The organism is Natrinema marinum, from assembly GCF_024296685.1.
GTDB classification, from domain to species: Archaea; Halobacteriota; Halobacteria; order Halobacteriales; family Natrialbaceae; genus Natrinema; species Natrinema marinum.
On sequence record NZ_CP100763.1, the window covers coordinates 2,713,655 to 2,739,756 of the forward strand.

The following is a 26,102-nucleotide window of genomic DNA, read 5'->3' on the forward strand; positions in this document are numbered from 1 at the left end:
GGCGAACAAATGGCTTGGCCGGCGATTCAGTCGTCGACGCTGTGCGCCCGATCGCTCCCCCCCGGCATCGCGGCGCCGACCGTTCCGGCCGTTCGCCGGAGGAGCCGGCGGAACGACTGCCAGCGGCGAACGAACAGCGCGAGCCCGAGGAGCAGGTAGATCCCGGTGTAGACGAACAACAGTTCGGTGCTCTCGATCGGCAACCCGAAGTACTCCTGGATGATGGCGAACTCGAGGAGGACCTGCGAGAGGAAGAGGGCGAGCAGCGTGATCGCCTCCCTGACGGACAGCTCGAAATTGAGCAAGAGGCCGATCGCGAAAAACGACTGGGCGGCGGTCAGCCAGATCTCCGCGGACTGCTTGGAGTCGAAGGCGAGGACGCCGTACCGGCCCAGCGCGAGCGAGTGGACGACGACGAGGGTGCCGATGAGCAGCGTCCACTGGTTGAGTTTCGAGGAGATGAGCGCGTTGAAGCCGGCCGTCGAGCGTGCCTTGTTGACGAGGTAGATGACGACGATCAGTTCCGGCGATTCGGAGGCCAGCGGCGCGATCCACTGGATCATGAAAAAGGACGGGACGCCGACCTCCTGACCGAGGTGCTCGAGCCCGTGAGCGAAGGGCTCGACGGCCGTAAAGATCATCGCGCCGGCGTAGCCAAAGAGGAGGAGGACGGTCAGGACGCGGCGACCCCGCGAAAACTGCTGGAGATAGGCCGGCACGCCGACGTGTTCGGTCTCGGGTTCGGCCTCGCCGCGGAGGATGACCGCGATGTAAAGCACGTAGAGGCCGACCAGAAACAGCATGTCGAAGATATCGATGCCGCCGTTGAACGGGACGAGAAAAGCCCAAGCCGTCGCGACGAGGAGGAAGACGACCTCGAGGCCGATATCCCGGTCGAGGACGACGACGTCGGCGAGGAAGCCGGAGCGGGGCTCGACCGCGGGGTCGGTCGACGATCCCCGGCGGAAGATCGTAAAGAGGGCGACGCCGGCCCACCCGATGCCGATGAGGATCCGGTTCGCGCCGGTCATGTTGGCGACCGCGAGGTTTCCAGCCTCGACGCCGCGTTCGGTTCCCGCGAACACGCCCGCGTTCCAGGCGTAGAGGGCGTCGACGGCGTACTCGGGCGCGACGGCGAGCACCGCGAGCACCGCGATCGCGAACGCTCGCGGCACGTCCTTCTCGGCGGTCTCGGCCGCCCACGCGAGCAGGAACGAGGCGCCGAGGACGGCGAGCCCGGTCACGAGGACGGTCTGCAGCGTCGACAGCGACTCGAGGGGCGCCGGCGCGCCGTAGCCGACCCCCGCTGCCGTCGCGATCCAGGGGAGGACCTCCGTGGTCCCCCAGACGGCGACCCAGGGAAGTGTCAGTACGAGGGCGGCCGAAATCGCGCCGAGCGCTTGTCGTCTCATACGGGTCGTACTGAAACGGGTGCAGCCGGACGATTATAAGTAATGCGTTGCGGTGACGGTACTGCCTGCTACTGCTGTGGCCCGCGTTCCTCGTAGGGCTGGACGACGACGAACCCGTCAGATCCGGAGAAGTCGAGCTGGTAGGTCTCATCGGAGGACGATCCGATCATGTTCGAGAGGCTCTTGTCGACGTAGTTGCCCGGGGACAGATTCCCGCTCCAGGCGACGGTCGCGCTGGGGTCCGTTCGAACCGGCGGCCGCAAGACCAGCGGCTCACCGTGGGTTGTGATCGCGATGGAACCCGGCCCGGTGAGGAAGACGTTCGTCATTCCGCCGGCCGAGAACCCGGCGATGCTCTTCATCGTCCGAATCTCGTAGTTCACGCTCGACTCGAACGCGAGGACGTCGTTTCCGTTGACCGAGATCTCGTCTCCCGCCTCGAGTTCGATGATCTGGATCTTCTTTTCCTGGTCGGCAACGTAGAGGTGACCAGTGCCGCTTGCTTCCATCACGTCCGTCCCTTCACCCGTCGCCTTCTCTTTGAGGAACCCCGTGATGCCGCCTTCAGCGGAGGACTTACCCGTGAACGAGATGTCACCGCTGTAGGCGACCATCGAGCCGGTCTTCGTGGTTACGGTCCCGTCGAGGTTGATATCGAGTAGCTTCCCATTTTCGAGTTGAAACGATTCGCCGCCTTCTCTCGGTTCGTTTGCGTTGACAAATTCGTCGACGTTCATAATGTTTCGAGCCTGAGAACGGCTCTGTCGGCCCGGTTGGAAGGGAGGTATCAAATAGTTACGCGTAGATACTTTTTCACTCGGTGAAATACGGCCGCGGCTACGCTTCGTTCCGGACGAAATCCGCCGCTTTCTCGGCGATCATCGTCGTCGGCGCGTCCGTGTTCCCGCTCGTGATAGTCGGCATCACCGAGGCGTCGACGACGCGCAGCCCGGAGAGCCCGCGGACCCGGAGCCGGTCGTCGACGACGGCCATGTCGTCGTCGCCCATCTTGCAGGTGCCGACGGGGTGGTAGAGCGTCTCGGCGGTCTCGCGGATGTACTCGATCAAGCCCTCGTCGCTTTGCACGTCCGACCCCGGTAGCACCTCCTCGCCGCGGTACTCGTCGAACGGCGCGGCCCGCAGGATCTCCCGGACCAGTTTGATCCCCTCGAGCAAGACCTCGAGATCCTCGTCCGCGGTCAGATACTGCGGGTCGATGGCGGGTTCGTCGAAGGGATCGGCCGATCGGAGCGTGATCCGGCCGCGGCTGTCGGGTCGCAGCCGGAGTGCACCGAGCGAGAAGCCGTGACCCTCCGGGTTGTCGAACCCGTGCTCGACGAAATACGTCGGCCCGAAGTGAAACTGGATGTCGGGTCGGTCGACGCCGTCGGTGACGGACGCGAAGCCGCCGGCCTCCGCGATGTTCGAGGTCAACGGCCCTTTCTTCAGCGCGAGGAATTTGAGGAGGTTCCAGAGCGAGTCGGCGTCCTCGAGGCTGATCGGTTTCTCGCACTCGTAGTTGACCCCGACCTGCAGGTGGTCCTGCAGGTTCCGGCCGACGCCGGGGAGATCGTGGACGACGTCGATGCCGTGCGCTTCGAGGTGGTCGGCCGGGCCGACCCCCGACAGCATGAGCACCTGCGGCGAGTTGATCGCGCCGGCAGAGAGGATTACGTCTTCGCTCGCATCGACCGTCGCGGGACTGCCGTCGGCGTCGTCTCGAGCGTACTCCACGCCGACGGCCTGCTGCCCGTCGAACCGCACTCGCGTCACCCGCGCCCCGGTCACCGCGGTCAGGTTGTCGCGGTCGAGAACCGGCTTCAGGTACGCGTCGGCGGCGCTGTGGCGACGACCGCCCTGCTGCGTGACCTGATAGAAACCGACTCCCTCCTGGTCGCCGTCGTTGAAGTCCTCGTTGTGGGGCAATCCGACGGCCCGTCCGGCCTCGACGAACGCCTCGCTGAGTTCGTTCAGCGACCGGATGTCGGCCACGTTCCGCGGCCCGCTGATCGCGTGGGCGTCCGAGGGACCGCGTTCGTTGTGCTCGGCCCGCTTGAAGTACGGCAGCACGCCCTCGTACCCCCAGCCCTCGTTGCCCAGTTCGGCCCACCGATCGTAATCCTCGGGCTGGCCCCGAACGTAGATCATCGCGTTGATCGAACTCGAGCCGCCCAGCGTCTTCCCGCGGGGCCAGTAGAGCTCCCGGTCGTGCAGTTCCGACTGCGGTTCGGTGTGGTAGTTCCAGTCCACGTCCGACTGGAACAGTTCCGAGAACGCCGCCGGAATGCCGATCTCGCGCTCCTCGTCGGGCTTTCCGGCCTCGAGGAGGAGGACCTCGGTCTCGGCGTCGGCCGACAACCGATTCGCGAGCACACACCCCGCCGGCCCCGCGCCGACGATCACGTAGTCGTAGGACCGCCCTGCCCCTGACATGATACACCATATCGTATTGCTGGATGATAATAAGCGTTGCACGGTAGTTCGCCCGCTCGATCGGGTCGGCCGGCGATAGGGACCGCGAGGAGAACGAGGATCGATTAGTTCGCGGCTGCGACAGGCCTAAATAGACATCCACTCATCTCGGGATATATGCGACACGAGGTGTTCAACGAGTCGGGGGAGCGCGACCTCGTCTTCGTGCTGGGGTGGGGCAACAAAATCGAACACGAGAACGTCCAGTGGCTCGTCGATCGGCTGGTCGACGCCGACTACCGCGTCACCGTCTTCCAGATTCCGACCGTCGTCACCGACTTCGAAACGGAGTGGGTGAAGCCGGTCGCGGAGTACGTCGACGGCCTCGAGGACTACCGCCTGCTGACCCACAGCACGGGCGGGCTCATCGCCGAATACCTCGAGGGGGCCGAGTACCGCGTCTACCTGAGTCCGTGGTGGGGGTTCCACGACGATCTGCAGAACCCGATCGTCTCGCTGGCGCTAAAGGTGCCGCTCTCGTGGTCGATCCTGCCGACCGGCGGCACCGACCGCGAGATGCTCGGCGAACTCGCCACCGATCGGCAACTCGCGGACACGCCGAGCCGCATCGCACCGACCTTTCTGCACGAAGCGAAACGAGCACAGGCACACCTCCCGCCGTTCCAGTTTCCCGAGCGCAGCGCCGTCTTCTACACGCCCGACGACGCCGTCGTCAGCGCCGCGACAATCCGAGAGCGTGCGCCGGAGGCCAATCAGGTCGTCTACGAGGGCGGCCACCAGCTGTTCGACTCGCCATCGCGCGAGGAACACATCGAGACGATCCTCGCGGCGCTCGCGGAGGGACGTGCCGCGCTCGAGTGACCGGCAGTCGGCGACGGCATCGGACCGCCCGTCGCCGCTCCGGCCGACGGCCGGCCGGACTTCAACGCCCTGAACGTTCCACGCGACGGTCGAACTATCGTGGCGTGGAACCCCCGGTAGATGGTTCGTCGCAGAACGTGGCAGGTGGCGCTGGTGGCACTCGTCCTGATCGTCGCGACGGTAGCCTACGGCGTCGTCGCCGTGGATCGGCCGCAAGTCGAATCGGTCGAGAACGAGTGGGGGGCCGTGACGAGCGAGCGGACCGAGGTTCGAACGGAGGTGGCCGTCGACAACCCGTTCTTGCTCCGGGTGGGCGATGCCGCCGCGGACATCTCCTATACGGTCTCGCTGAACGACGTCGAGGTCGCGACGGGGGAAGAAAAACGGGTCCGACTCGCCGGCGACGAGAGTACGGTCACCGTCTCGACGTGGATCGACAACGACGAGATTCCGGCGTGGTGGGCCTCCCACGTCGCCAACAACGAGACAACGACGGTCCGCGTCGAGCCGGATATCGTCGTCGACTACGCCGGGCTTCGGCTTCCCGCGGAGTCGTTGACGCGCACCCGTACCGTTCGCACGGATCTGCTCGAGCCCCTCGCGACGAACGAGAGTCGGCAGTTCCAGGTCGCGAATCGGACGGTGTTCGTGGTCAACGAGACCGACGCGCAGTGGGGTACCGTCACCGTCGACCGGACGCCGATCGAGGCGTCGGCGACGATCACCAACTCGCTCGGGGTTCCAGTCCCGATCACCCAGATCGGCTACACGGTCCGGCTGAACGGGCTCGTCGTCGGCCAGGGCGTCGCCGCCGAACAGACCGTGCTCGAGCCCAACCGGACGCGAACGCTCGAGGCCAGCGCAGCCATCGACAACTCCAAACTCGACGAGTGGTGGGTCACACACCGCCGGCAGGGCGGCGTCTCGAACCTGACCGTGGACTTCAACGCCACCGTCGCGTTCGGCGGCGTCGAACGAACCCTCCCGCTCGAGTTCCTCTCCTACCAGCGCCAGTTCCGGACGGACTTGTTCGAGACGGGGAACGCAACCGGGAACGCGAGCGCGAACGAGTCCGGGAGTGACGGAAACGGCGGCGAAGGCGGCGGGCAGGAGCCGGCCAAGAACGGAACACAGTTCGTCGGGAGTGACGGTGCGTCCAGCTCTCGCGGAGACTGAGCAAGCCTTGTTTCGGTCTCGACCTGAGGCTACCGGGAGCGACTCGAGCTATTTCACGCTCCGCCGCGAACGATCGAGTATGACCGACTTCCGCGGCGCCTGGACCGAGCACGAGGTCGAGACCTTCCTGGGGGAGGCGACGATCCCGATCCGCATCGCCACCCGTCGTCCGGACGGCTCGCTGTGGCCCGTCGCGCTGTGGTATCGCTATCGTGAGGGCGTCCTCGAGTGCGCGACGGGCGCGAATTCGAATCTGGTTCGGTTCCTGCGTCACGACCCCGATATCGGCTTCGATATCTCGACGAACGACGTTCCCTACCGCGGGATCAGGGGCACCGGAACCACGACGATCGAACGCGACGACGGGAAGGCGGTCCTCCGGGACCTGCTCGAGCGCTATCTGGGCGGCACCGACTCCTCGCTCGCCCGGTGGCTGCTCGCCGACGACCGCGAGGAGGTCCGCATCGAGATCGAGCCCCGGGAGATCTACAGCTGGGACTACGCGAGTCGGATGGGCCAGGGCTCGAGCGACGGCTCTGGATAGCCGAACGCGTAGAGGGGACGGCCACGATCCTTCGAGCGCGATCCCGCCCGATCATCGAACCGAGTCCGCCTACCGGTACGCGGCCAGCGGCGACTCGAGGCGCGCTCCCGATTCGGCTCGCCGCTTGAGTTCCCGGAGCAGCCCGCGCTCCACGACGAAGTGGGCGGGCTCCCACCAGAGGTAGTTCAGCGCCTCGTGACGCGTCGGCACCGGGACCGAGGAGTCGCTCGCGGCCCCTCCCAGATCCGATCGCGTCCGGGCGAGCAGCCGCGTCGTCTCCCGGTCGACCGGCTCGAGGACGAACGCCCACGTCCACGGGGGAGATTCGCCCGCTGGCTCGAGGACCAGCGCGTGTCCGGGCTCGAACAGGGCGATCTCCGGCGATTCGGCGGGCGCGAGCGGCGAGCCGTCGGCGACGTCGACGGTGTCGCCCGCCTCGAGATCGGAGACCCCCGGCGCGAACTGGGAGACGGCGTTGCCGCCCGCGCCGACGGCGGTCTCGAGGGGGTCCTCGCCGTCGGCCGCGTCTCGGCCCCCGGCGAGCCGGACGAGCCACGGCCAGACCGCCTCCGCGGGCGCGTCGATCTCGACCGCGCGGGTGACCTGCTCCGTCGCGTCCGGTAGCAGGTCGTCGCCGGGAAGCGGTGCTTGCGTCTCCCGGTCGGTAGCCCCCCAGCGGCGCTGCCAGGGCCGGATCGCGACGTGGTACGCGCCGGCCGCAGCGAGCGCGACCGCCCCGAGGAGCCGCCGGGCGGTCAGGATCGACCCCCCGCGGTCGTCGTCGCGGTCGCGCTCCGCCCGTGATCGCCGGCGTGCGAGAGCCGTCGCGTCGGCCGCGATCCGCTCGAGGGCTTTCGACATGAGGTAGCCGGCAAACGGGCCGATGAGCCGCCAGTACCGCCGGAAGTTGCGACGGGCGCGCTCGTCGGTCGTCGCCGTGCGCGCCTCGTAGGTCAGCAGCGTCCGGCCGTCGCCGTACGGGCGGACCGAGAGGCCGACGGCGAGTTTCGCGTAGCCGGGTTCGTCGAACGCTGCGAACGCGTCGGCGTCGATCTGCCGCCACTCGATCGCGGGTCGCCAGAATTTACCGATCGCACCGAAGACGAACTCCTCGCCGGGCTCGTCGGCGAGTTCGGTCCACTCGTCGGTCTCCGGAACGTCCGCGAACCGCAGCGTCTTGGGGGGCGCGTCCCGCGACGTGCCGCCGATCCAGTGGGCAACCGCCGTCGGCGCGTCCCGCAGCCATCCGAGCGCGCGTACGATCGGTCCGGTGTCGGTCAGATCGGCCGCGAGCATCGCCTCGTAGGTCGTCTCGGGGTCGGCGTCGACGACCGCGTGTCGGGTCGTCGTTACGTCGTACTCGGGCAGGTATCGGTCGATGGACATCGGCGAGTCGGCGTCCGCTCCCGGCGCAGTGAACGGGGTCTGCATGCCATGGTCTATCACGACATGGGTGATAAACGAACGGTCGGTGTACCCGGTTGAGGGTCACTCGCTCGAGTCGTACTCTTGGTAGATGACGTGGCCACACGCCTTGCAGTGGGAGGCGTCCCGGTCGTGTGCCGAGAGACCGCAGTTGGGGCAGGTGACATCGACCTTGTCCCGTCGGGTCCACTCGCGGATGATCTTGCTGGCCTGCCACGGGAGAACGATGATGCCGGCCAGAATCGCCGCCACGGTCACCCATCGGCCCGCGGCCGTCACCGGGACGATGTCGCCGAAACCGACGGTCGATAGCGCCACGACGACGTAGTAAAAGGCGTCGCCGAACGTATCGACGGCGGGGTTGACGGCGTGTTCCGCGCTGTAAAACAGGCCGGCGGAGACGAACAAAAGGACGAGCACCGTCAACAGGAGCTTCAGCGCACGCAGGGCGTTGTCGGAGACAGTCCCGAAGAAGAACTCCGCGTCCTTCGTGAACCGATAGAACCGGAGTACGCGGACGACCCTAATCACGCGCAGGAAGCCGACGTTGGCGACCATCACCGCCCCCGGCCAGAGCAGGACGAAAAACGTCGGCAGGATCGCGAGCAGATCCACCAGCGTGTAGGCGTTGAACACCTCTCCGAGACGATCCGCTGCACCGTAGAGTCGCAGGGCGTACTCGAGCAGGAACACGCCGGCGATGGCGATCTCAGCGTTCCAGAGGAGGGTTTCGAGGGACGGAGAGAGGGGGTACGTCTCCGCGACGAAGATGGCGACGAAGACGAGGTTCAGCGCCAGCAACGCGATATCGATGCCTTTCCCCAGCCACGTCCGATGGTCCAACAGATAGAAGCGAACGGCCTGCCGGAGATCGCCGTGCCGCGCCCTCGACTCGGTCGTCATTCGACCGTAGCTCCGGAGTCGAGATACGTAGACCCTCGGATCCGCCGGACGGCGGTCGGTGGCGGGGCGGTCACCGGATCGCGTCGGAACGGTCGCGGACGATCGGCGCGCAGTGGAATCGAACGACGGCCGCGTCCCCGGTGTGATACCGTGATCCGAAGCAGTCCGAACCCTTACGACGAAGACGCGGCTTCGGCGGCGTCTAACAGTCTGGCGATCGTCGGCTCGTCCTCGAGAAAGATGACCACACCGTCGCTGTACTCGACGAGGCCGTGCGCTCGCAACAACGGGAGCGCGAGGTGGTGCAAATCGATTTCCGCCCGTTCGAGTTCGTCGGCCGGGACCGCGTCCGGGGGACACTCGAGTTTGCGGGCGGCGACGTGTCTGGCGAGTTCCGTCCTATCGACCGCCGATCCCTCGCGGCGGAGGTAGCTCAGGGCGTGGCGTCGCGTCGGGTTTGTGAGGATCGTGAACGCGTCGTCGACCGAGAGCGACGAGCCGCCGTCGGTACAGATCCGGCCGGGGATGTCGCTGGTCCGACGCGGTGGCGGGGTGTGTCCGCGGTATCGCACCGTCATACACCTTCCACGACGGTACAGCCACTAAGATGCGTGGCTTGCGCCCGCTACCATTACGGGCCGGGTCGGCGGAGACTGTCTGCCGGCGGTTCGATAACGATTCGACCGCCGCCGATAGTGACATCGTGGTCGTGGATGGCGACTGTGACGCCGACATCGGCATCGTCGTTCGCCGCGGCCGCCTCGACCGTGTTGACGAGGACGTTGGCGTCGACGCTCTCGCCGACCGGATCGATCTCGACCGGCGAAACGCCGGCGACGTCGGCCACCGATCTGATCGCGCTGACGACGATTGCCAGTCCGTCGGTGGTATCGTATGACTGTTCGTACGTTCCGGTCCGCGGGTCGAAAGTCGGACCATCGGTCGGCTGGTGGCTCTTTTCTGACATAGTTGGACAACATCGGAGACGGGGGATCCGCTGACCGTGATACACTCGCTAGACTGTTAAATTTGGCGCCCTTAGCCCCCATATCCCGATATTTTCCCAATGACGAAATCGTTCCCACGAATGAAAACGAGTCCACTGCTGGAGAACTCTCAGAATAGTGTTGCGTATTCCGACCGGTCTCGATACCGCTCGTACAGCGATTCCGCCCACTGAAAGACGTCGGGATCGTCGGAGGCGACGAAGAGCCGAAGGAAGCCGTCGTCGTCGTGGGCGGCGATGCCGACCGTCTCGTCACAGATGAAGAGCGCGAACGGACAGTGACCGTAGACCAGTACCTCGAAGCAGCCGGTTCGAGCCGCCTTACGGGCGTCGCGACCGTACTCGGAAAAGAGGATCTCGACGACCTCACGGTCGAAAATCGCAGCCACCTCCGTCCCGTTCCGGACCTGCTCGTAGGCCATATCGAGGTAGATCGGCGAGATCACGCCCGCAAAGAGGCGGATCCGATCGGCGTCAGCCATCAGGTCGGCGATCCGTCTGGTCGTGGCGTGGGCGTGTGCTCGGTTCGGATACGTGACCTCGGCGTCCGCGAGGTGCTCGAGCGGAAACGTCACGGCCGACGTATCGACTTCCTCGAGCAGCGGGCGGAGCCGGCCCGCGGTCTCGATGGTCGTGTGACAGCCGGTAATCTCCGCCGCGACGGCGCGGCCGAGTCCGGTGAGTTCGAACGCGTTGCCCGTCTCGGCGAGGACGCACTGGTCGATAAGTGACTCGAGCGCCCGGTGGATCGTCGACCGAGAGAGCGACGTTTCCTCGTCGAGTTCGTTTGGCGTCTTCGGCCCGTCTAACAGCGCGGCGAGGAGTTCGCTGCGGCGCATCAGCTCGACGGGATCGGGCGCGGTCTCGTCTCCGGGCATCGCGACCACTGGCTACACTGCTTCTATTTCCGGTTCGATGGCGTCGCGTTCGATGTCGAGGTCGTGTGCGTACGCGGCGTGTTTGTCGACGAGGTGGACGATCTCGTCGGTGCTGTCGGCGCGCACGAGGAACGAACAGCCGTCTTGGAAGCACTCGAACTTGTATGCCATGATAAGACGATGCAAGAAACGGCGCGAGGACGGGTAAAGCCGCCCCCGGCAACTGCAACCCCGAATCGACCGCCGAGCGCGCCCCACGGTCGGAACGGCGACTCGCTCGCGGTTGCCACTCCGAGCGCGGTCTACGACGACCCGCGCCGGAGCCGTACTTCGTCACGGAGTCGAACGACGGCGTGGCGCAGCGTCCGCGTGACGAGCGACTCGCGGGTGGAGTCGACGCCCCACGACTCGAGCACTCGCCGCATCACTTCGACGCCGTCCGATCGCCGGATTCCCTCCTGATCGGCGTGTTTGAGCGGATGGCTGAGCCAACTGTACTCGGTGTGTGCATAGATATCGGTCCGGTCGCGGCTCCGCTCGAAGAGGACGACGTGGAGCTGTCGGTCGGCGAGCCACGACGGCCGATAGGCCCAGCTTCCGTCCGACTCGTTGCCGACCAGCGTGTAGTGATACAGGCTCAACGGGTCCCACGAAAAGCCCTCGTCGTGCAGTTTCTCCTCTAGCTCTTCGATCGGGACGGGAACCGTCGCGACGTACCCTTTCGGCCAGACGCGGTACTCCGGTTGGCCGACTCGCTGTGCCACTCGATCGATCGCGGGCCCCATTCGCCGACGGAGCCGGCGGGGTACGGTCGGTCGAACGTCGCTGCCGAGCATCGGGGCGAGCTACACCGCCGACAGTAAAAGGGGCTCCGTCGGCAACTGCTGCCACCGTTCTCTCCGCGGCACGCTCGAGTCCGGCGAGCAGACGTTAGATCGTGGCCTGCAGTTCGGTCGCCGAACCGCGGCGTGGTCGTGCTCGGTCAGTTCGGCAAAAACGCCGCCGACGAGTGACCGACTGTCGCCGATTCGCGAGCGACCGGCAGTCGGTCATCGTCACGAGCTGGCGATCGATTATGCGGTCCGACCCGCTTCGTCGTCGATCGGATCGGGCAGGTCGACGCGACGACAACGATAGCGTGTTTCCTGACGCGTTCGTCGCTGTCCGCAACGGCAGTCAGAACGGTCTCGAGCCGAAGCTCGACGAGCAGCGGCTCGGTCTCGGCGAGGCTGGCGATGGCGCGGGCTGCAGCCCGCCTGGTCGCGACGGTATCGTCGTGAAGGCGGTCGAACAATCGATTTCGCACCGGGACGACACACATCGGGTCCGAGGCGGCGACCGCCGGAAAGAACGCGATCGTGAGCACGTTCGAACACGCTATCCGCCCGCGGCGGAGCAGTGACCACGCCCGGTTTCGAGCGCGATTCATTCGAGAGTTGCTCTTCGAGTATGGTCCGGTTCACCGAGTGCTACCCGAGTCCAGAGACACGATACCGGCTTACGCTTCGTCCGTCACCCCGTAGAACGCTCCCATCTCGGTATAGCGAGCGAACACTGCTTGCGCGCCCGTCTCGATCGGCAGCGTATCCGTCTCGGACGCGAGCTCGAAGAACTCGTCCCCCTCCCGGATACCGAACCGAAGCTCGATCTCGACCGAGCGGCCGCTCCCTGGATACTCGAGTGCATTTTCGAACCGATCGATTTCGCCACCGGCCACCGACCCCGTCTCCTCGAAGTCCTCGATACGAATCTCGTAGTCGATCCGCTCGTCGATGTCGTTTCGTATCCAGACGTTGAGATCGGTCGACAGCGCACTGAGACAACCTGCAGTACTACTAATCGCGCCCGCCCCCACCATCTTCAGGAGCGTTCGCCGATGGTTCTCCCCCATAACCGCGTTTCAGTAATGATATACTATAATATTTCCTATCTGTAGACAGATCCATCGTCGTGTCCTGGAGAAATACTACCAGAGATATTCGGCGAAAAGAGCGGATCGCTGCTCGCCACTGCGTCAGTGCTCCTGACGGCGACTGGGTACCAACGATACGAGCGAGAAACGGGTCACTCAGCAACCCCTGGCATGGCGCGCAGTTCGTCTAGAGGTCTACGATGGACGAGAGAGATGAAGCATCGGGAATGTGTGGGCCTCGGCACTCATGGTTTTCTACTGTGGTACTACAATTACCACAGTCTTCTATAGGATCTGAGACGACTAGAATACTTCGGTAATAGGTGATACTATAGTTCAATTCATTTTCAAAAGTTCTCTCTAGAAATACTGTCAGTACTTTAGTTATAATCTCTTGAACACATAATTCACCCAACTTATTGTCAGATGATATAATATTATCAATGCTAACTGGACCAAGTCCTATATCAAAGGATCGGTGAATGTGACGTGTCGGGGACTGAACATCAATATCAAGCTCTGCGATATCCACGAAAATGAGCATGAGTGTATCTGTGAGTTCCTTGAACGCAGACTCTATATCGTCCTCTGACACCAAGATCGGCACCTTCTGGATATAGACGCTCATACACGGATACAGCGGTAAGATCTGAGTGATATATCTCTCACGCTTATATGGACACAATTCGCTTCATAACCCAAACGGCTTAACCAACTGGTCTAGTAAGTCCCTGCTATGGGAAAACGGCCTGAGATTGGCGCATTTGCGGAGGAAGTCGAGGACTTCCACGCGGATCCTGATGACTTGGAACATTTTGATCCTCATCTGGTCTTAGGATACTTTCAACGCCTGGAGATGATCTTGGATGAATGTCCTGTGAATATCTATGCGGCATCGTCGCTTAAGCATCCCTGGCCATATCGATTGCAAAAGGCCGGGGAGTGTGCTCCGGCATCGTTCTGGCGGAGTCAGCACCGCATCTTGGATTCTAATATCACCGATCCACGGGTCACCAATGAGGACATCCTTGAGGAGGCGATACAGAAGGACGCGACAGCTGTCGTTGCCAAAGACTACCTGCCATTTCATCTCTATGATCGCAAGTTTGACTTGGAAGAGCTGACGGGGGCAGCAAGCCACAGAGAGGCAACGACCCAAAGCATCCAGGAATTTATCGACCTCCACGATCCCGATCGGCACCCCCCGGCATATATCCCGCTGCAGCCCCCGTATGTCGATCACATACAAGATATCAGGGAAATTGTCGTCGACAGTCATCTCGAGGAGAAGTACATGCTTGGCGGGCTCAAAAACGCGAACCCGAAACGACGGATCAGTGAAGCTCAGGCCCTCCGAGACGAAATCGGTGGCGAGCCGGACCTCCACGGACTGGGCTGGGGGCTCTCGGACGCCCTTGTTGAATCCCTCCGACACAATCCGGACCTGATTGAGTCCGTTGATAACAGCGGTCCATCACAGGCTATTCTTAACGACGGCCTGCTTGACAAGCACTGGCAAAAACAACCATTTGGATTGGTCGAAGGACAGATGCGGAACTCGGTCGCAGGTGCATTCGAGTTCGGAATCCTCCTCCAGGCAACGCACCGGCTCACCAAGTACAATACCGAGTTTACCACGAACCAGAAGAGTATCAGCGACTACCAATAACCCGGGTCATGACGAAAACCTTGGCGCTTGTAGGCTGTGGAAGCGAAAAACGTGATAAGCGGACGGAAGCGAAGTCACTCTATACCTCCACCTACTTCGCTAAAAAACGGCAGTGGGCCGAAGGATGCGATACCTGGCGTATCCTTTCTGCTGAACACGGGGTTGTCCACCCAGCCACTGTTTTGGAACCGTACGATACTGCGATGGCCGACCTCAGCGACGAGCAGACCAATGAATGGGCGACAGATGTCATAGCCGATTTGGGTCCACAGCTCAGTAACTTTGACAACGTTGTCGTCCTCGCTGGCCGTGACTACTTTGCCCCAATCAGTGACGAACTTCGCCAAGCAGCACCCACGGTGCAGTGGCCGTTTCAGGGAAAGAGGCTGTTCGAACAGATGGAATGGCTCAACCAAACCTCTCCCCCAGATCAGTCCACACTTGGATCGTTCGAATGACGCCCGATAAAATCCGACTTTTTCCCCCAAAACAAAACCATAAGAGTATATAATTGACTAGTCGGTTCCGGTTACCACTCTATATCCATACACTTCAGAAACCGCCGGTATGATGCCTGTACTTGTTGAATTCACCTGTTACACGGCGCGGTAGAGAACGTGGTAAGCTATAAGGTCTCGGGGTCGAAAGAGGGAACCATGTCAATACTGCTGGTACAGTCATGCTCAAAGTCCAAAAATAGGCCGGGAGAACCGGTCAATGCCCTTGAATTGTACTCGGGATACTTCTTCAAAATCATCAAGAAAGCGATACGTGATGATGAACTGCAGGATGAAATCGATATTTGCGTTCTCTCGGCCGAACACGGATTAATCGATACAACTGACGAAATCAGCTACTACGACCGACACATGAACCCGGATCGAGCAGCTGAGATCCGGGATGACATTACAACGGAACTGCGAGGAAGAGTTGCTGAGAACGATTACGAGCATGTCATCTTCAATCTCGGATCAGCATACAGGAGTGCGATCGGCGATCTGTCTGACCTTCCGGCATCGGTCCAGTTTATCGAAGGCGATGGCATCGGATACAAAGGACACACACTCAAACAGATCATCCGGGGCAACTATTCGTCGCTTGAGATGGAGGTGAGGAATGCCACAGCTCAAGCAAACTGAGCAGACTGCCTCATTCCAGGTTACCGCGACAGCCGGCGATGCCCGTGCCGGGACCCTCACCATCAACGGCCAGTCACTCGACACTCCAACGTTTTTCCCCGTTCTAAGTTTCTACGGCGGTGGAACGAAATCCAGCGTCTTCGGCGGCGGCGTTCATAGGACAATAAAGGAGTTCATGCTCGGAAAGGAGGAGATCGGTGGCGGAACGTACGACAAATACTTCCGCGGAACGATGACCTCCGTTGCCTCCCTCACCGACTATGGCATCAACCAAGAACGGTTTAACGATTACACCTCAGACCGAATCAAAGACCGAGAAACGTTTTCCGACTATAACGGCCTCATCTTCGTTGATTCTGGCGGATACAAATTCTTACATAACAATGGGCTTGACGGGAGTGATTTCGAGATAGAGATCGATCAGCGGGAAGCGTTCCGCATCCAGAAGCAGCTCGGCGGCGATATCATCGTCAACCTTGATCGGCCGATCGCACCCAACGACACGTTCGACGAACGGCAACAGAAGGCCGAACGCACCGCCGAAAATGCGGTCGAGTTCGCACGTCTTACCCAGACCTATCCCGGTGCCCGGTACCTGACCGTCCACGGATATAACTATTCGATGCTCGACCGGTTCTTCGACCACATTCAATCCCAGTTCGGGAATATCGATATCTCCACCCTGTTTGACGGGATCGCCCTCGGAAGCCTTGTCCCGAAGAAAGATGACAAGGCAGCGTTGATCACCGCGGTCATGGACTGCGTCGAAATCATGGAGGAACGCGGGCTTGCCGATCTGCCACTCCACGTACTGGGGATTGGCAGTGGATCTATCCCGCTCCTCGTCGCCGCCGGCGCGGACACGTTCGACTCAACGACCTACATCCAGAACGCGATCAACCAAAAGTACGCCGTGAGTTTGACCAAGCACATTCCGCTGGACGCAGTTGATTTCAACCAGTGTGACTGTGCTGTCTGCTCCGACCCAAAGCTGGTCAACTGGATGCAGGGCAACACTGAATACCAGAAAGATGTTCTCGGCCCGGTCGCTATGCACAATCTTATCATCCACAGACAGGAGGTGCGAGAACTCCGGCAGCGGATCAAACAGCACGGCACAGACCCAGTTATCGACTACCTTGACGAGACCGTGGGCCGGAACGACTCAATCCGCAAACAGACGCATCGCGTTGTCAACGAAGCGCTCGGAGGATATTTCTAACAATGAAACAACACCCGGAAGTCAACGAAGTACAGGAGTTTCTTGAAATTGCCAGCGATTTCGAGGACCCCCTCGAAATCATCCGCGAATCACTATCGAATGCGTACGATGCCGGTGCGACAGAGGTCGTGATAACGATCCGCGACAGTGCCGCAGGCTCCGACATAATCATCGAAGACGACGGGCACGGCATGTCCCGAGACGACCTCAAGTCCTTCTTCGACCTCGGAAACTCCCGAAAGACCGACTCAATCGGCCACAAAGGCCACGGAACAAAAATCTTCTACAAGAGCGACCGTATCGTCGTTGACACCGCACACAACGGTTCAAACTTCCACGCGGTCATGGACCGGCCCTGGGAGAAGCTCAATGAGAAGACATTACCGGAATACGAGGTCTCAGAGACAGATACACGGCCAGGAAATACCGGTACTAGGATCCAGATCAGTGGTTTCCGGTCCGGTGAAGGATTCGACCCGCAATCCCTGACGTACGACAAGATCCACCACTACCTGAAGTGGAAGACCATCGCCGGATCGACAGCACACTTTTTCGATGATAGCCAGCGGGAGATGGAGGTCGTGGTGGACCTGGATGACGAAATCGATGACACCCGTGACCAGCTCACCACAACCAACCAGCTCACATTCCCCCGTGAACAGCTTCAGCCATCGACCGGCGAATTCCCCGCGACCCGGATGTGTAAACACTACCCCCCACGCAAAATCGAATTTGAACATGACGAGGGATCATCGACCGTCGAAATCGTTGGCATGATCGGAGGGAAAGACGCCCGCAACGAACTTCCCACGTACGGGCGGCACTCCGTCCAGTTCGGTGTCTGGCTGGCGAAAGACCATATCAAGGTCGAACAGATCAACGAAGTCCTCACCCACGACAACGAGTTCATCCACTTCTTCTTTATCGCCAACTGCCAGAACCTGGAACTCGCCGCGAACCGGGGGAAGGTCCGGAACAAAGCAAGCTCGCTGTACAAAACGTTGAAACAGGAACTGAAGCACTATATGACGAAGATTGCGGAGGACCCCTGGTTCAAGGAAGACTATCTGGAAACCCGCAAGCGCGCACAGCTTCGGCGACGCGCACAGTCCCAGACAACGTCACTCGAAGAACGGCTGGAGTCCATTGATACCAACGGCCAGTTCAAACCGACCAACAGATCGGAGGTCCTGCTCGCACTTGAACGCTCAAACAATGAGGCGGACAACAGTATCACCGTGAAAGAATATAAAGCAGACCATGAGGTCCCGGCTATCCTGCTAGACGATGATACGCTACGAACCAGTCACGTATACGTCGAACTCACCGAGCATTTCGAAGACGACTACCCGCTCGGGTCAGCCGACACGATTCTCTGCTGGAGCTACGGCGACATCGATATCCTGCGAGAATATGAACGGAACGGATACCACGGCGGTGACGTGGAAATCGATCTTCAAGACAACCAAATCATCTACCACCATGAGGACCGTCACACCGTGGACATCATCACGGTCTCTGACCGGTTGGCCGCTCTAGAGCACCAGCCACTCACCTCACTGGATTAACACGGTGACCGCTACCTCTTAAACCGGAGTACCGGACTGTCTGCTACCACAATATTAACATGAATCTGATACAGGTGTAGGGACATGGAAAGCTCAGACGAAACACCACTTTGCGGTACTCGGGTCTTCCTGTATCCTGGTGACCCAGACGGGACAGGGATCATCGACTACGATCCCACCGATTACCGGGAGATCTATCAGGATCTAGACTTCGTGGACAGTACCCAGTTCATCCGCTCTCTCGAGCAAGATATCAAGCTGAAAAACCGATCTCTCCTCCGCGTAACCGACGGGGAGCGGTTCGAAGTCCCGGAGTACCAGCGAAACTTCTCGTGGGAAGAAGAACAGCACGAGGAACTCTGGGATACGTTGCTGTCAATTCTGACGCTGAAACCGAAATCGGGCGAACTCCCCGTGGACACCTACTTCGGCACTGTGTATATTGCCCGGTCCGCCCAGGGCGAAGTCTATGAGATCATTGACGGCCAACAACGCCTCTCCACGGTCTCCATCCTGCTGAAGAACATCAAGGACCACCTCGAAGACAAGCGGACGAAGGTTGACGGTCAACTTCAGGCGTACGCCGAGCATATCTGCGAGGAATACCTTGATGAATTGCTGTATCGGCGGAAAGGTCCGACCGAAACACCGTTCCTGGAACTCAACGACCACGACGACAGCATCTACGAACTGCTGTTCCAGGACCCGGAGAAAAAGGTTCAGACCCTGAAGGCGATGGACCAGTACGACGGCCGGAAGCAGAACGCCATCCGTCTCCGGGACCTCTTCGACGAGGTCGGTATCCCGGAAGAGGTCTACGAAGAGGACGAGGAACTGGCTGACACCGATCTGCTGGAGTCGTTCCGGTACTTTGGTGATTCCCACCGGCGGCTCGTACGAACCGACGAATACTACGACGCGAAGGTTGCCGCGTTCGCTGACCGGGAGGAGTTCGATACGCCCGAGAAGGAGGTCAAGGCCCTGCTCAACCTCGCCCATTTCACGCTGCGGTCTCTCCGCGTCTCCGAGTGCATCTTCCAGACTGATAACCAGGAACTCCGGATCGAGGTCTTCCAGTCGCTGAACGACCGTGGTGTTGAGCTCTCCAGTATGGACAAGGTCCGGGCCCGGATCGTCGGCCGGTTCCAGGGCGAGTCCGACAGTGACAAACAGATCGCCCGCTGGGAGAACGTGGTCCAGATGTTCGGCGGTGATGCAGACGCCGTTGAAGACTTCCTTGCCCATTACCTAGCTGCGACCGAGAAATCGTTCGAGACCGTGACGGATGCCCGCAGTAACATGCTGGAAGCGTTCCGGTTGAAGCAGATCGGCCGCCGTGATATCAAGTCACGGCTGGCAAGCCCCGGGCAGGCCCGCGACTTCCTCGAGGAACTGGAAAACTACGCTGGCCGGTACCGGGAGATCGTGACCGCGGACCTGACCGATGACGACACCGAACTGAAAAAGGAGTACCGGGAAGAGTGCGAAGCTATCCTCCAACGGCTCAACAAGCTGGGAACAACACAGTGGCGGCCGTTCGTCATGTACGTCTACCAGGCCGTGACCGAGGCCCCCGGAAAGGATGCGTTCCTGCGCGACATCCTGAAAACGGTCGAGAACATCACGTTCCGCGTCGCGATCTCCGATCTCGTGGCGACCGTTGTGGATGATACGTATCCGAAAACCTGCCAAGCGTTCCGGGAGCTCGAACAGTCCGGGAACCAGTTCGATACTGAGCAGATCAGTGCAACACTGGTCGATAACATCGACAGTTCGGCACGGCAGCTCTTCGGCGAGTCGTTTATCGATATTCTTGTCACCAGTGAAAACTGGCGGAACAACCAGACGAAGCAATTGTTCCTGAAGATCGCGGACGAGGATTTCCGGCGACGTAACCAGACCGGGATCACGAAGTCCGAATTAAGTGAGGATCCAAGCGAGGTCCACATCGAGCACATCCTCCCCATCTCGTACTTCCTCCCCGGCAAAGAGAACCCGTATGCATGGCTGGAGTGCTTCTTCGATAATGGGAAGCGCAACATGATCGAAACACAGATCGATTATCTGCGTACACGGGATGCCCATCTCCTCTCCTCTAACGATCCCGGCTACGATGAGATCGAGCAGATCATCGAGGGAATCGAGGAACGGTTCGTCCGCGACCTGGGGAACATGATGCTCCTCGACGAAGAGGTCAATAAACCGATCAAGAACCGGCTGTTCTCGGTGAAGCTCCGAGAATACCACCTCCGGCACAGTAAGGACATGGACAACCTCGTGAACCAGTACTTCTCGACCGCCGATAACGTCTCGACCGACAAACTCGAGGAGCTTCTCGGGTTGGAGCTGCCAGAGGATGAAACTCAGTTCGGAGACGTCTATCCCACGGTCCAGTACTTCAACGAGTGGTGGACCTACGAACAGCTGATCGACCGGAAAGCACAGCTCATCACGGCCATTCTGGAATCGTTGAAGTTCCGCACGGAACCTGACGAGTTCGAACCGTACATGGACAATATCGAAGACTACGTCGGGGAAGACATCGAAAAACGGCTGGCAGTGTTGACCGCCTGACACTCATTGCCCACCCCCATCAGAGCTGCGAACCTCTGTTTACTACTCACGGTGTTGGCAGTGGAGCACCGGCCACAGAACGGGTCGTGTTCTGGGCTATTCGGTCCAGTCGGAAAGAGTAGAAGAAGACTCTTCGGGATCCACTTCGAGGAACTCGGACACGTTCTCGTGGAAAATACGCTGATGGACATACAACGTTTTCTTGGTGGCCTCGCTGTGGCCGGCCAGTTTGATCGTGTCGACCATCCGCAGCAGGTGCTCCAGTTTCTGCTTTGACCGGTTGTATGGATCGGCCCGGAACACCCGCTCTTCATCAGATACCAGTTCAAGCGTGCCGTCCGGCCGGTCGAGATCGAGGGCGACCGACCCCTGTGGTGCGGCGATCTCGGCGTCAAAGTTGAGGTACGGCGTGTGCGTGGAGAGGACCTTTCGTTCGGCGCGATCCGTGTCGGTTGTTTCCCACCAGTCCACGTAGGCGATATCCCAGATGTCTAACCGCCCATAACTCACGACACTAGAATCCTGGCGGATAAAGTGTTGTCGAAGCCGATTTCGAAGATTACTGGTCTGCCCAGCATAAGCCGGCTTCCCGTCAAGATCGAACATGCAGTAGACTCCAGCAGTCCCGGCTGGCACCGATTTGAGATTTTCTGATATCATCCGTCAGCGGTGATTTCCAGTTTCCAACTAGTTAAAGCCCCTACTATTTCACGTAGTGGTCACTCCACTGCTCCAACAGATCATACGCAGGATGCTTGTACAGTACCTCATCACAGGATTTGCATGCGGTGTACAGACTCCCCTTCTGGTCCCAATAATCGGTGCGTTGGACCACTCCGTCCTCGTGGTGGCCGTAGTGCCCGCCCTCATACCGCAGGTGATTGAACTCAGTGCCCTGGCACTTGGGACACGGCTCAGACAGGGCATTCCAGTCCGCCCGGATGACCGACTCGAGTTCGAGCAGTTCATCTGCTGACAGCCGTAGCTCGTATGTTTCCACAATTCTGTTCTCATCATTGATTCCCATTCCGGTCACCTGATTGTTCTACTTGGACAGTACCCCTGATTCATCGAGACTTATTTGTTCAGCACCCTACCTGTGTTATCTGGTAGTGCAGATTTTGATATACTTCCGTCACTTCTGATCGGTTTCCGTAGAGTCTACGGCGTTCACGTCAACTGGCTCGACCGTTCGTCCATCCACAGCACTGTTATTTGTACACTAGTTGACAGTGCAGCAGAGTTATAAATAACGAGAGGCCGTGTTACAGTTGTTACCTCTAATTCAGCGTCAGGGAACTTAGTTTACTCTTCTTCGTTTGACTGTGTGAACGCGTCCAATTGGTCGAGTATTCCTTTCTCCTCGAGTTCTGCGAGCCGTTCGAGGATCTGGTGTTTCTCCTTCTGTGTCGACTGTTTCTCGAGGGACAATGGTCGTCCGCATGTCCGGCATTCGGTTTCTTTTGGCTGGTTCTCAGTACCACAGAAACTGCAGTTTACAGGTTGGTTCTCGTCTTCTTCGCCACTGAGCCCGTATTCATCTCTGATGGCTTGGTTGACGTCGTCGTTGTTGAGGTGTACGTAGACCTTCGCACGATTACTCCCGGGTTTCCAGCCAGCGAACTTGTTCAGTTGCTCGTATCCCATGAACGTCGCGACCTCTGTCAGACGGGTGTGGCGCAAGTTGTACGGTCGACGTTTGTTCTCTGGGACCTCGGCCTTTTCACATGCATGTTTGAATCGGCGGAGAAAGGCATCATATGGCAGTCGATCGCTGCGGTCGGGTTCGTAGCCGCAGTCTTCAGGGTGACTCTGTGGTGTGTTTCCGCAGTGGTGGCATTGTTGCTGTTCAGTCTTCACCCAGAGCGGAGCCGATAGATCTTTGATGTCTCCGAGTTCGCCGCCAAATGGGTGTTGGGCGAGCCACTCTCTGACTGTTCGTCCGGCGCGAACGAGCTGGTTGGTTCGATCTGGTGTGCCTTTGAGACCTTCGAGGAAAATGAAGTCGCCGTGTTCGGTGCTAGTGAAGTCACAGATGTTCGTCGCAAGGAGTTCGCCTGGTCGTGCTGCGGACTCGTATAGGATTTTGGTGAATGCACGGTCACGCGTGTTGGTGAACGCCTGGTAGAGTCGTTTGAGTTCGTCGGCCGTGAAGAGGTCCTCTCGTGTGACCTGTGTCTGTTTGCCGCCAGCCAGACTAAAGAACTGGACTTTCTCTGGATGTTCGCGTCCGCCGTTCTCGACTTTGTAGAATTTCTTGAGCGCGCTCTTGAGCGTGTACTTCGTGGCGTCTGCGTAGTCACTCCGATTGAGGCCAGCGACTAATTGCTTGAGGTCGTCTTCATTCGCGGTACGGAGTATGAACTCGTCGGGCGCGAAGTTCTTAAGCAGTGTCTTGAAGGCGGAGACGAGCCGGGTCTGTCGGACTTCACTGATGCCTTCGGCGGCGCAGTGATCGACGAACGATTGTATCGCGTCGATGTTCTCTGCTTGGAGTTCGCTTTCTGTTAGATTTTGAAGGGTTCGATCGATATCGACGTAATCGGTTGTGCTCATGGTGTAGGTTCACGTGGTAATAGAGATGAGGTGTCGGTGAGGCCACGCTTCTATTGACCGTCTTTTACCGGAGTTCGGTTGGTAGGCAGTGAACTGTGTGTCCGACGCCCTCTCGGGGCTCTGAACTAACGGTTCGGAGCGTGGTCTCGGTCCACTATTTCTCCTCGTTTCGATTGGGTTTCATCTTTATCCTCTCGAGCAATAGTTTTAAGCACTACTGCAGATCCCTGTATATTTCATCTGTTGTTCTGCGGTGTTGTCGACACCGTCTGGTGACTCGCGCAGCCATCGTACGATCGGATACCCATTTTATGTCTCTATCACGCATCGGAACTGGCGGGTGCATTTGCTCTTAGTGACGTGCGACTGGTATCCTTCTCAGGCAAGCGAGTTACCAGACACTATGTTCCGTCTTGCCGAATACCCCTAAGACCCTACTGAGCAGGATTCTTTGGCATGGTTTTCTGCCGAAGTGGCCGAACTAGGTCGCCTTTCCCACATCCTTCTTGTTCCAACCGTTTCTGGTGTACTGGGTGGCAGATTACAGAGAATAGTCTGCAGTAGATGATGCCAGAACAAGACGTTATACCGTTTGATACGGCGACTCTATGGCCATTCGTCGAGGGCATCGGAAACGTCCCGTACCAAGTGAAAGACGACCTGATCCGTATCAATCCCTGCATCGTCGAACCGTCGTTTCAACCCGTCCAGGATGTTCTCTGTTTTGCATACAACCCAGATCACATCGAACCCGTATTCGAGGTGTTTCTCGACGTGTTCCCGCTCTCGCGGGGTGTTTTCCATAGCAACCTCGATAGCGACTTCGAATTGGCCAGTATTGACATAGACATCTGCATCGAAGAGTTCGAGAGTTGTGGCCCACCCCGCTTCTTCGAAGGCGTTTTTCACCTTGTGTTGCCAGTACCTGTGGACAACACCGCCACGACCTTCGTGGCTTGGATCGAGATCCAACGTATCCTTGACGTGAGTACGGCCTCTGTCCGTCAGCTCAAGCAGTTTCCGAGCACCGGTTTCTGTATGGGTCGAATGTTCTGTGACTAATCCTGTCTCTACCAGTTCAGTCTTAGCCTTATTACCCTTGTACCGACTTGAAAAGCGGTCATACCGCTTAGTCAACGGAATGAACGGTTTTTCCACCACCCCTTTCAGGAGGTGTTCCGCTTCGTCGGAGACCGTGACTTTGGATGGCGGGTCGTCGATTACCGAGGTTTCCTCGGAGTCGGTGTTCTCGGACTGGACGGTTTCTGAGAACCGTGGTGGCTGCTTGCGTGGCTCAGCCGTCAGTGAGTTCCAGAGTTGGCCTTGAATCCTCTGTAGATCCGGGTCCGTAACAGTTTTCGCCAACTGATACTCGTCAAGCGTTACTCTGGCCGGATCGCTGTTTCCGACCTGTACGACTGCTTCCCCGATATCGAGGTCTTTAGCGGCATTGGCTTGCCGCTGAGTAAGGTTCATTGACTCCGCAACCGCGTGGAACTGTTTCCGGTCGCCGGTAGAGAGAAGGATCTTGGTGTACGTGTTTGCCTTGATTGAATCGGTCAACTTCGAAGCCTCCTGATCTGCTACGATCAGTCCTTCCCCGAACTCCCTCATTTTCGCCGTCAGTTCGTCGACGGCCGGGATACCTGCTTCATCCTGCCTTTCTTTGTAGACGCTGAATACTTGCTTTGCCTCGTCAAGGACGAACACATGGTTGAGATCGTCTGAACGGTGGGACTGGGCTAGTCGGTATTCGTAGACAGCCGCGAGGATAATCTCCATCAGAAAGTTCTGCGTGTCACGACTTAATCCGTCAAACTCGAACACGACATTCCGTTCGAGGAGTTCAGCGAGTGGATAGCCCTGACTACAGTCGAAGATGGTTCCGGCTCCGAGGTTCATCGCTTCTATACGGTTGAGGACTGTGTCCCGGTAGTTCGAGGTTTTCCGCACGTAGTTAATGTAGTCGGAGGTGAGGAACTGCTCGAGTTCATGGAAGCTGGGATACGGCGGCGAGTTCTCATCGAAGAGTCCGTACAGACGGTACAGTTTGAGAATGGATTTTAAGAGATGGTTTTTTGATCCGGACAGGAGGGCGGTAGCGTGGCCGAAGATCTCGCTGACGACCTGTGCCCATCGCCGAGGTTGGACATCAGGTGGTGGGACTAACGGATTCAACTTGAGTTCTGTCCACGGTAAAACCAGTATGTCGTCTCTTTCTTGGGTGAGGTGGCGGTAGTCCTGTTTGAGATCGAAGCACCAGAACGGGACGTCTAACTGGGAGAGAAGGTTATAGAACAATGTGGTTTTTCCGGAACCTGACTGGCCGATGGCCAGGAGGTGTTTCGAGAGCAGTGATTCATCGAGGCCGTAGGCATGTTTCGAACCGGTTGTCCCGATACTGAGTCCCTCTGAAGTAGGAGTGCCTGCTGTAACCGGAGGTTTGAACGGGTATGCGCGGTTCTGTGCTAACGTGGCTGCCAGTGCTTGGCGTCCGTGTTTCTGAAGCGGCTCCGGTGCAAGGGTGTTGAACAGTACGAGACGCCGGATACGTGGATCCGAGAGCTCCTCTTTCTCAAGTACTTTAAGCAAGGACATCCGATTTCTCGAGCGAGAGTCAGTGGCCATACGTTAACGCTTGAGAGACAAGTTCGAATATAATTGTGGACACTCTGTTTCCCTTACCGGTCGATGGCAATTCTGTTTCTTTATCTGGGGTACTCTGTGAAACGCACGGCAAAGTTACTACTTTATGGAAATTAGGCCGATAATCTTATATCAGCTCGAGCTTTTGATCGTGTCACAATGGGACAGCGTTGAAAAA

At 59.3% G+C, this 26,102-nt stretch carries 26 protein-coding genes; 9 read left to right on the plus strand and 17 right to left on the minus strand.

The features are described from left to right. Nucleotides 1-26: 26 nt before the first annotated feature. The 3 genes from NKH51_RS13520 to NKH51_RS13530 all read right to left on the minus strand — a co-directional run bounded on the left by NKH51_RS13520 (nucleotide 27) and on the right by NKH51_RS13530 (nucleotide 3,845). Nucleotides 27-1,412: a sodium:calcium antiporter gene (locus NKH51_RS13520; protein WP_254762216.1), complete on the minus strand. Its 1,386-nt coding sequence runs from the start codon at nucleotides 1,410-1,412 to the stop codon at nucleotides 27-29. A gap of 68 nt (nucleotides 1,413-1,480) precedes the next feature. Further along, entirely contained in the window at nucleotides 1,481-2,149 is a 669-nt protein-coding gene (locus tag NKH51_RS13525) for an AIM24 family protein (protein ID WP_254762217.1), read from the minus strand. 100 nt (nucleotides 2,150-2,249) lie between these two features. Further along, on the minus strand, nucleotides 2,250-3,845 hold the full coding sequence (locus NKH51_RS13530; RefSeq protein WP_254762218.1) for a GMC family oxidoreductase: 1,596 nt from the start codon (nucleotides 3,843-3,845) through the stop codon (nucleotides 2,250-2,252). Nucleotides 3,846-4,001: 156 nt separating this feature from the next. Here NKH51_RS13530 and NKH51_RS13535 point away from each other — a divergent pair, with 156 nt between their 5' ends. The 3 genes from NKH51_RS13535 to NKH51_RS13545 all read left to right on the plus strand — a co-directional run bounded on the left by NKH51_RS13535 (nucleotide 4,002) and on the right by NKH51_RS13545 (nucleotide 6,426). After that, nucleotides 4,002-4,706 (plus strand): lysophospholipase, encoded by a 705-nt coding sequence (locus tag NKH51_RS13535; RefSeq protein WP_254762219.1) that lies wholly within the window; start codon nucleotides 4,002-4,004, stop codon nucleotides 4,704-4,706. Nucleotides 4,707-4,826: 120 nt separating this feature from the next. Further along, on the plus strand, nucleotides 4,827-5,882 hold the full coding sequence (locus NKH51_RS13540) for an LEA/WHy family protein (RefSeq protein ID WP_254762220.1): 1,056 nt from the start codon (nucleotides 4,827-4,829) through the stop codon (nucleotides 5,880-5,882). Nucleotides 5,883-5,961: 79 nt separating this feature from the next. Beyond that, complete coding sequence (locus NKH51_RS13545; RefSeq protein WP_254762221.1) at nucleotides 5,962-6,426, plus strand: pyridoxamine 5'-phosphate oxidase family protein; 465 nt, start codon at nucleotides 5,962-5,964, stop codon at nucleotides 6,424-6,426. Between the two features lie 69 nt (nucleotides 6,427-6,495). Here the strand turns inward: NKH51_RS13545 and NKH51_RS13550 are convergent, their stop codons facing one another. The 10 genes from NKH51_RS13550 to NKH51_RS13595 all read right to left on the minus strand — a co-directional run bounded on the left by NKH51_RS13550 (nucleotide 6,496) and on the right by NKH51_RS13595 (nucleotide 13,178). Then, on the minus strand, nucleotides 6,496-7,857 hold the full coding sequence (locus NKH51_RS13550; protein ID WP_254762222.1) for a hypothetical protein: 1,362 nt from the start codon (nucleotides 7,855-7,857) through the stop codon (nucleotides 6,496-6,498). A gap of 57 nt (nucleotides 7,858-7,914) precedes the next feature. After that, a complete protein-coding gene (locus tag NKH51_RS13555; protein WP_254762223.1) occupies nucleotides 7,915-8,754 on the minus strand; it encodes an ion transporter in 840 nt (279 codons plus the stop codon). Nucleotides 8,755-8,927: 173 nt separating this feature from the next. After that, nucleotides 8,928-9,332: a DUF7344 domain-containing protein gene (locus NKH51_RS13560; RefSeq protein ID WP_254762224.1), complete on the minus strand. Its 405-nt coding sequence runs from the start codon at nucleotides 9,330-9,332 to the stop codon at nucleotides 8,928-8,930. Between the two features lie 53 nt (nucleotides 9,333-9,385). Further along, complete coding sequence (locus NKH51_RS13565; protein WP_254762225.1) at nucleotides 9,386-9,721, minus strand: HalOD1 output domain-containing protein; 336 nt, start codon at nucleotides 9,719-9,721, stop codon at nucleotides 9,386-9,388. A 149-nt stretch (nucleotides 9,722-9,870) separates the two neighbouring features. Continuing rightward, nucleotides 9,871-10,638, minus strand: coding sequence for a helix-turn-helix transcriptional regulator (locus NKH51_RS13570; protein ID WP_254762226.1), 768 nt, complete (start codon nucleotides 10,636-10,638; stop codon nucleotides 9,871-9,873). Between the two features lie 12 nt (nucleotides 10,639-10,650). Then, on the minus strand, nucleotides 10,651-10,809 hold the full coding sequence (locus NKH51_RS13575; protein WP_254762227.1) for a DUF1059 domain-containing protein: 159 nt from the start codon (nucleotides 10,807-10,809) through the stop codon (nucleotides 10,651-10,653). Between the two features lie 131 nt (nucleotides 10,810-10,940). Further along, a complete protein-coding gene (locus NKH51_RS13580) occupies nucleotides 10,941-11,474 on the minus strand; it encodes a hypothetical protein (RefSeq protein WP_254762228.1) in 534 nt (177 codons plus the stop codon). Between the two features lie 146 nt (nucleotides 11,475-11,620). Further along, complete coding sequence (locus NKH51_RS13585; RefSeq protein WP_254762229.1) at nucleotides 11,621-12,004, minus strand: hypothetical protein; 384 nt, start codon at nucleotides 12,002-12,004, stop codon at nucleotides 11,621-11,623. A gap of 132 nt (nucleotides 12,005-12,136) precedes the next feature. Continuing rightward, nucleotides 12,137-12,529, minus strand: a complete 393-nt coding sequence (locus NKH51_RS13590; RefSeq protein WP_254762230.1) for a hypothetical protein — start codon at nucleotides 12,527-12,529, stop codon at nucleotides 12,137-12,139. Nucleotides 12,530-12,737: 208 nt separating this feature from the next. Beyond that, on the minus strand, nucleotides 12,738-13,178 hold the full coding sequence (locus NKH51_RS13595; protein ID WP_254762231.1) for a hypothetical protein: 441 nt from the start codon (nucleotides 13,176-13,178) through the stop codon (nucleotides 12,738-12,740). A gap of 108 nt (nucleotides 13,179-13,286) precedes the next feature. Here NKH51_RS13595 and NKH51_RS13600 point away from each other — a divergent pair, with 108 nt between their 5' ends. From NKH51_RS13600 to NKH51_RS13625, 6 genes are all read left to right on the plus strand, one after another. After that, complete coding sequence (locus NKH51_RS13600; RefSeq protein WP_254762232.1) at nucleotides 13,287-14,219, plus strand: hypothetical protein; 933 nt, start codon at nucleotides 13,287-13,289, stop codon at nucleotides 14,217-14,219. An 8-nt stretch (nucleotides 14,220-14,227) separates the two neighbouring features. Beyond that, nucleotides 14,228-14,677, plus strand: a complete 450-nt coding sequence (locus tag NKH51_RS13605; RefSeq protein ID WP_254762233.1) for a DUF6884 domain-containing protein — start codon at nucleotides 14,228-14,230, stop codon at nucleotides 14,675-14,677. A 198-nt stretch (nucleotides 14,678-14,875) separates the two neighbouring features. Further along, on the plus strand, nucleotides 14,876-15,358 hold the full coding sequence (locus tag NKH51_RS13610; RefSeq protein ID WP_254762234.1) for a DUF6884 domain-containing protein: 483 nt from the start codon (nucleotides 14,876-14,878) through the stop codon (nucleotides 15,356-15,358). Continuing rightward, nucleotides 15,336-16,580 (plus strand): tRNA-guanine transglycosylase, encoded by a 1,245-nt coding sequence (locus tag NKH51_RS13615; protein WP_250140231.1) that lies wholly within the window; start codon nucleotides 15,336-15,338, stop codon nucleotides 16,578-16,580. Before NKH51_RS13610 ends, NKH51_RS13615 begins: the two co-directional genes overlap by 23 nt. Before the next feature lie 2 nt (nucleotides 16,581-16,582). After that, nucleotides 16,583-18,148, plus strand: a complete 1,566-nt coding sequence (locus NKH51_RS13620; protein WP_254762235.1) for an ATP-binding protein — start codon at nucleotides 16,583-16,585, stop codon at nucleotides 18,146-18,148. Nucleotides 18,149-18,232: 84 nt separating this feature from the next. Then, nucleotides 18,233-20,722: a DUF262 domain-containing protein gene (locus NKH51_RS13625; RefSeq protein WP_250140233.1), complete on the plus strand. Its 2,490-nt coding sequence runs from the start codon at nucleotides 18,233-18,235 to the stop codon at nucleotides 20,720-20,722. Nucleotides 20,723-20,818: 96 nt separating this feature from the next. Here the strand turns inward: NKH51_RS13625 and NKH51_RS13630 are convergent, their stop codons facing one another. The 4 genes from NKH51_RS13630 to NKH51_RS13645 all read right to left on the minus strand — a co-directional run bounded on the left by NKH51_RS13630 (nucleotide 20,819) and on the right by NKH51_RS13645 (nucleotide 25,906). Next, complete coding sequence (locus NKH51_RS13630) at nucleotides 20,819-21,328, minus strand: GIY-YIG nuclease family protein (RefSeq protein WP_254762236.1); 510 nt, start codon at nucleotides 21,326-21,328, stop codon at nucleotides 20,819-20,821. Between the two features lie 97 nt (nucleotides 21,329-21,425). Then, complete coding sequence (locus NKH51_RS13635; protein ID WP_254762237.1) at nucleotides 21,426-21,749, minus strand: hypothetical protein; 324 nt, start codon at nucleotides 21,747-21,749, stop codon at nucleotides 21,426-21,428. 278 nt (nucleotides 21,750-22,027) lie between these two features. Next, nucleotides 22,028-23,278, minus strand: a complete 1,251-nt coding sequence (locus NKH51_RS13640) for a tyrosine-type recombinase/integrase (protein ID WP_250140236.1) — start codon at nucleotides 23,276-23,278, stop codon at nucleotides 22,028-22,030. A gap of 606 nt (nucleotides 23,279-23,884) precedes the next feature. After that, nucleotides 23,885-25,906 (minus strand): serine-rich family protein, encoded by a 2,022-nt coding sequence (locus NKH51_RS13645; protein WP_254762238.1) that lies wholly within the window; start codon nucleotides 25,904-25,906, stop codon nucleotides 23,885-23,887. Nucleotides 25,907-26,102: the final 196 nt, after the last annotated feature.

Excerpts from the sequence above, each read along its gene's own strand:
- NKH51_RS13630 (WP_254762236.1), bottom strand. The coding sequence starts at position 21,328 with ATGTTCGATCTTGACGGGAAGCCGGCTTATGCTGGGCAGACCAGTAAT.
- NKH51_RS13520 (WP_254762216.1), bottom strand. The coding sequence starts at position 1,412 with ATGAGACGACAAGCGCTCGGCGCGATTTCGGCCGCCCTCGTACTGACA.
- NKH51_RS13545 (WP_254762221.1), top strand. The coding sequence starts at position 5,962 with ATGACCGACTTCCGCGGCGCCTGGACCGAGCACGAGGTCGAGACCTTC.
- NKH51_RS13595 (WP_254762231.1), bottom strand. The coding sequence starts at position 13,178 with ATGAGCGTCTATATCCAGAAGGTGCCGATCTTGGTGTCAGAGGACGAT.
- NKH51_RS13525 (WP_254762217.1), bottom strand. The coding sequence starts at position 2,149 with ATGAACGTCGACGAATTTGTCAACGCAAACGAACCGAGAGAAGGCGGC.
- NKH51_RS13635 (WP_254762237.1), bottom strand. The coding sequence starts at position 21,749 with ATGGGAATCAATGATGAGAACAGAATTGTGGAAACATACGAGCTACGG.
- NKH51_RS13540 (WP_254762220.1), top strand. The coding sequence starts at position 4,827 with ATGGTTCGTCGCAGAACGTGGCAGGTGGCGCTGGTGGCACTCGTCCTG.
- NKH51_RS13605 (WP_254762233.1), top strand. The coding sequence starts at position 14,228 with ATGACGAAAACCTTGGCGCTTGTAGGCTGTGGAAGCGAAAAACGTGAT.
- NKH51_RS13560 (WP_254762224.1), bottom strand. The coding sequence starts at position 9,332 with ATGACGGTGCGATACCGCGGACACACCCCGCCACCGCGTCGGACCAGC.
- NKH51_RS13600 (WP_254762232.1), top strand. The coding sequence starts at position 13,287 with ATGGGAAAACGGCCTGAGATTGGCGCATTTGCGGAGGAAGTCGAGGAC.
- NKH51_RS13615 (WP_250140231.1), top strand. The coding sequence starts at position 15,336 with ATGCCACAGCTCAAGCAAACTGAGCAGACTGCCTCATTCCAGGTTACC.
- NKH51_RS13570 (WP_254762226.1), bottom strand. The coding sequence starts at position 10,638 with ATGCCCGGAGACGAGACCGCGCCCGATCCCGTCGAGCTGATGCGCCGC.
- NKH51_RS13620 (WP_254762235.1), top strand. The coding sequence starts at position 16,583 with ATGAAACAACACCCGGAAGTCAACGAAGTACAGGAGTTTCTTGAAATT.
- NKH51_RS13555 (WP_254762223.1), bottom strand. The coding sequence starts at position 8,754 with ATGACGACCGAGTCGAGGGCGCGGCACGGCGATCTCCGGCAGGCCGTT.
- NKH51_RS13580 (WP_254762228.1), bottom strand. The coding sequence starts at position 11,474 with ATGCTCGGCAGCGACGTTCGACCGACCGTACCCCGCCGGCTCCGTCGG.
- NKH51_RS13590 (WP_254762230.1), bottom strand. The coding sequence starts at position 12,529 with ATGGGGGAGAACCATCGGCGAACGCTCCTGAAGATGGTGGGGGCGGGC.
- NKH51_RS13535 (WP_254762219.1), top strand. The coding sequence starts at position 4,002 with ATGCGACACGAGGTGTTCAACGAGTCGGGGGAGCGCGACCTCGTCTTC.
- NKH51_RS13645 (WP_254762238.1), bottom strand. The coding sequence starts at position 25,906 with ATGGCCACTGACTCTCGCTCGAGAAATCGGATGTCCTTGCTTAAAGTA.
- NKH51_RS13610 (WP_254762234.1), top strand. The coding sequence starts at position 14,876 with ATGTCAATACTGCTGGTACAGTCATGCTCAAAGTCCAAAAATAGGCCG.
- NKH51_RS13530 (WP_254762218.1), bottom strand. The coding sequence starts at position 3,845 with ATGTCAGGGGCAGGGCGGTCCTACGACTACGTGATCGTCGGCGCGGGG.
- NKH51_RS13640 (WP_250140236.1), bottom strand. The coding sequence starts at position 23,278 with ATGAGCACAACCGATTACGTCGATATCGATCGAACCCTTCAAAATCTA.
- NKH51_RS13575 (WP_254762227.1), bottom strand. The coding sequence starts at position 10,809 with ATGGCATACAAGTTCGAGTGCTTCCAAGACGGCTGTTCGTTCCTCGTG.
- NKH51_RS13565 (WP_254762225.1), bottom strand. The coding sequence starts at position 9,721 with ATGTCAGAAAAGAGCCACCAGCCGACCGATGGTCCGACTTTCGACCCG.
- NKH51_RS13625 (WP_250140233.1), top strand. The coding sequence starts at position 18,233 with ATGGAAAGCTCAGACGAAACACCACTTTGCGGTACTCGGGTCTTCCTG.
- NKH51_RS13550 (WP_254762222.1), bottom strand. The coding sequence starts at position 7,857 with ATGCAGACCCCGTTCACTGCGCCGGGAGCGGACGCCGACTCGCCGATG.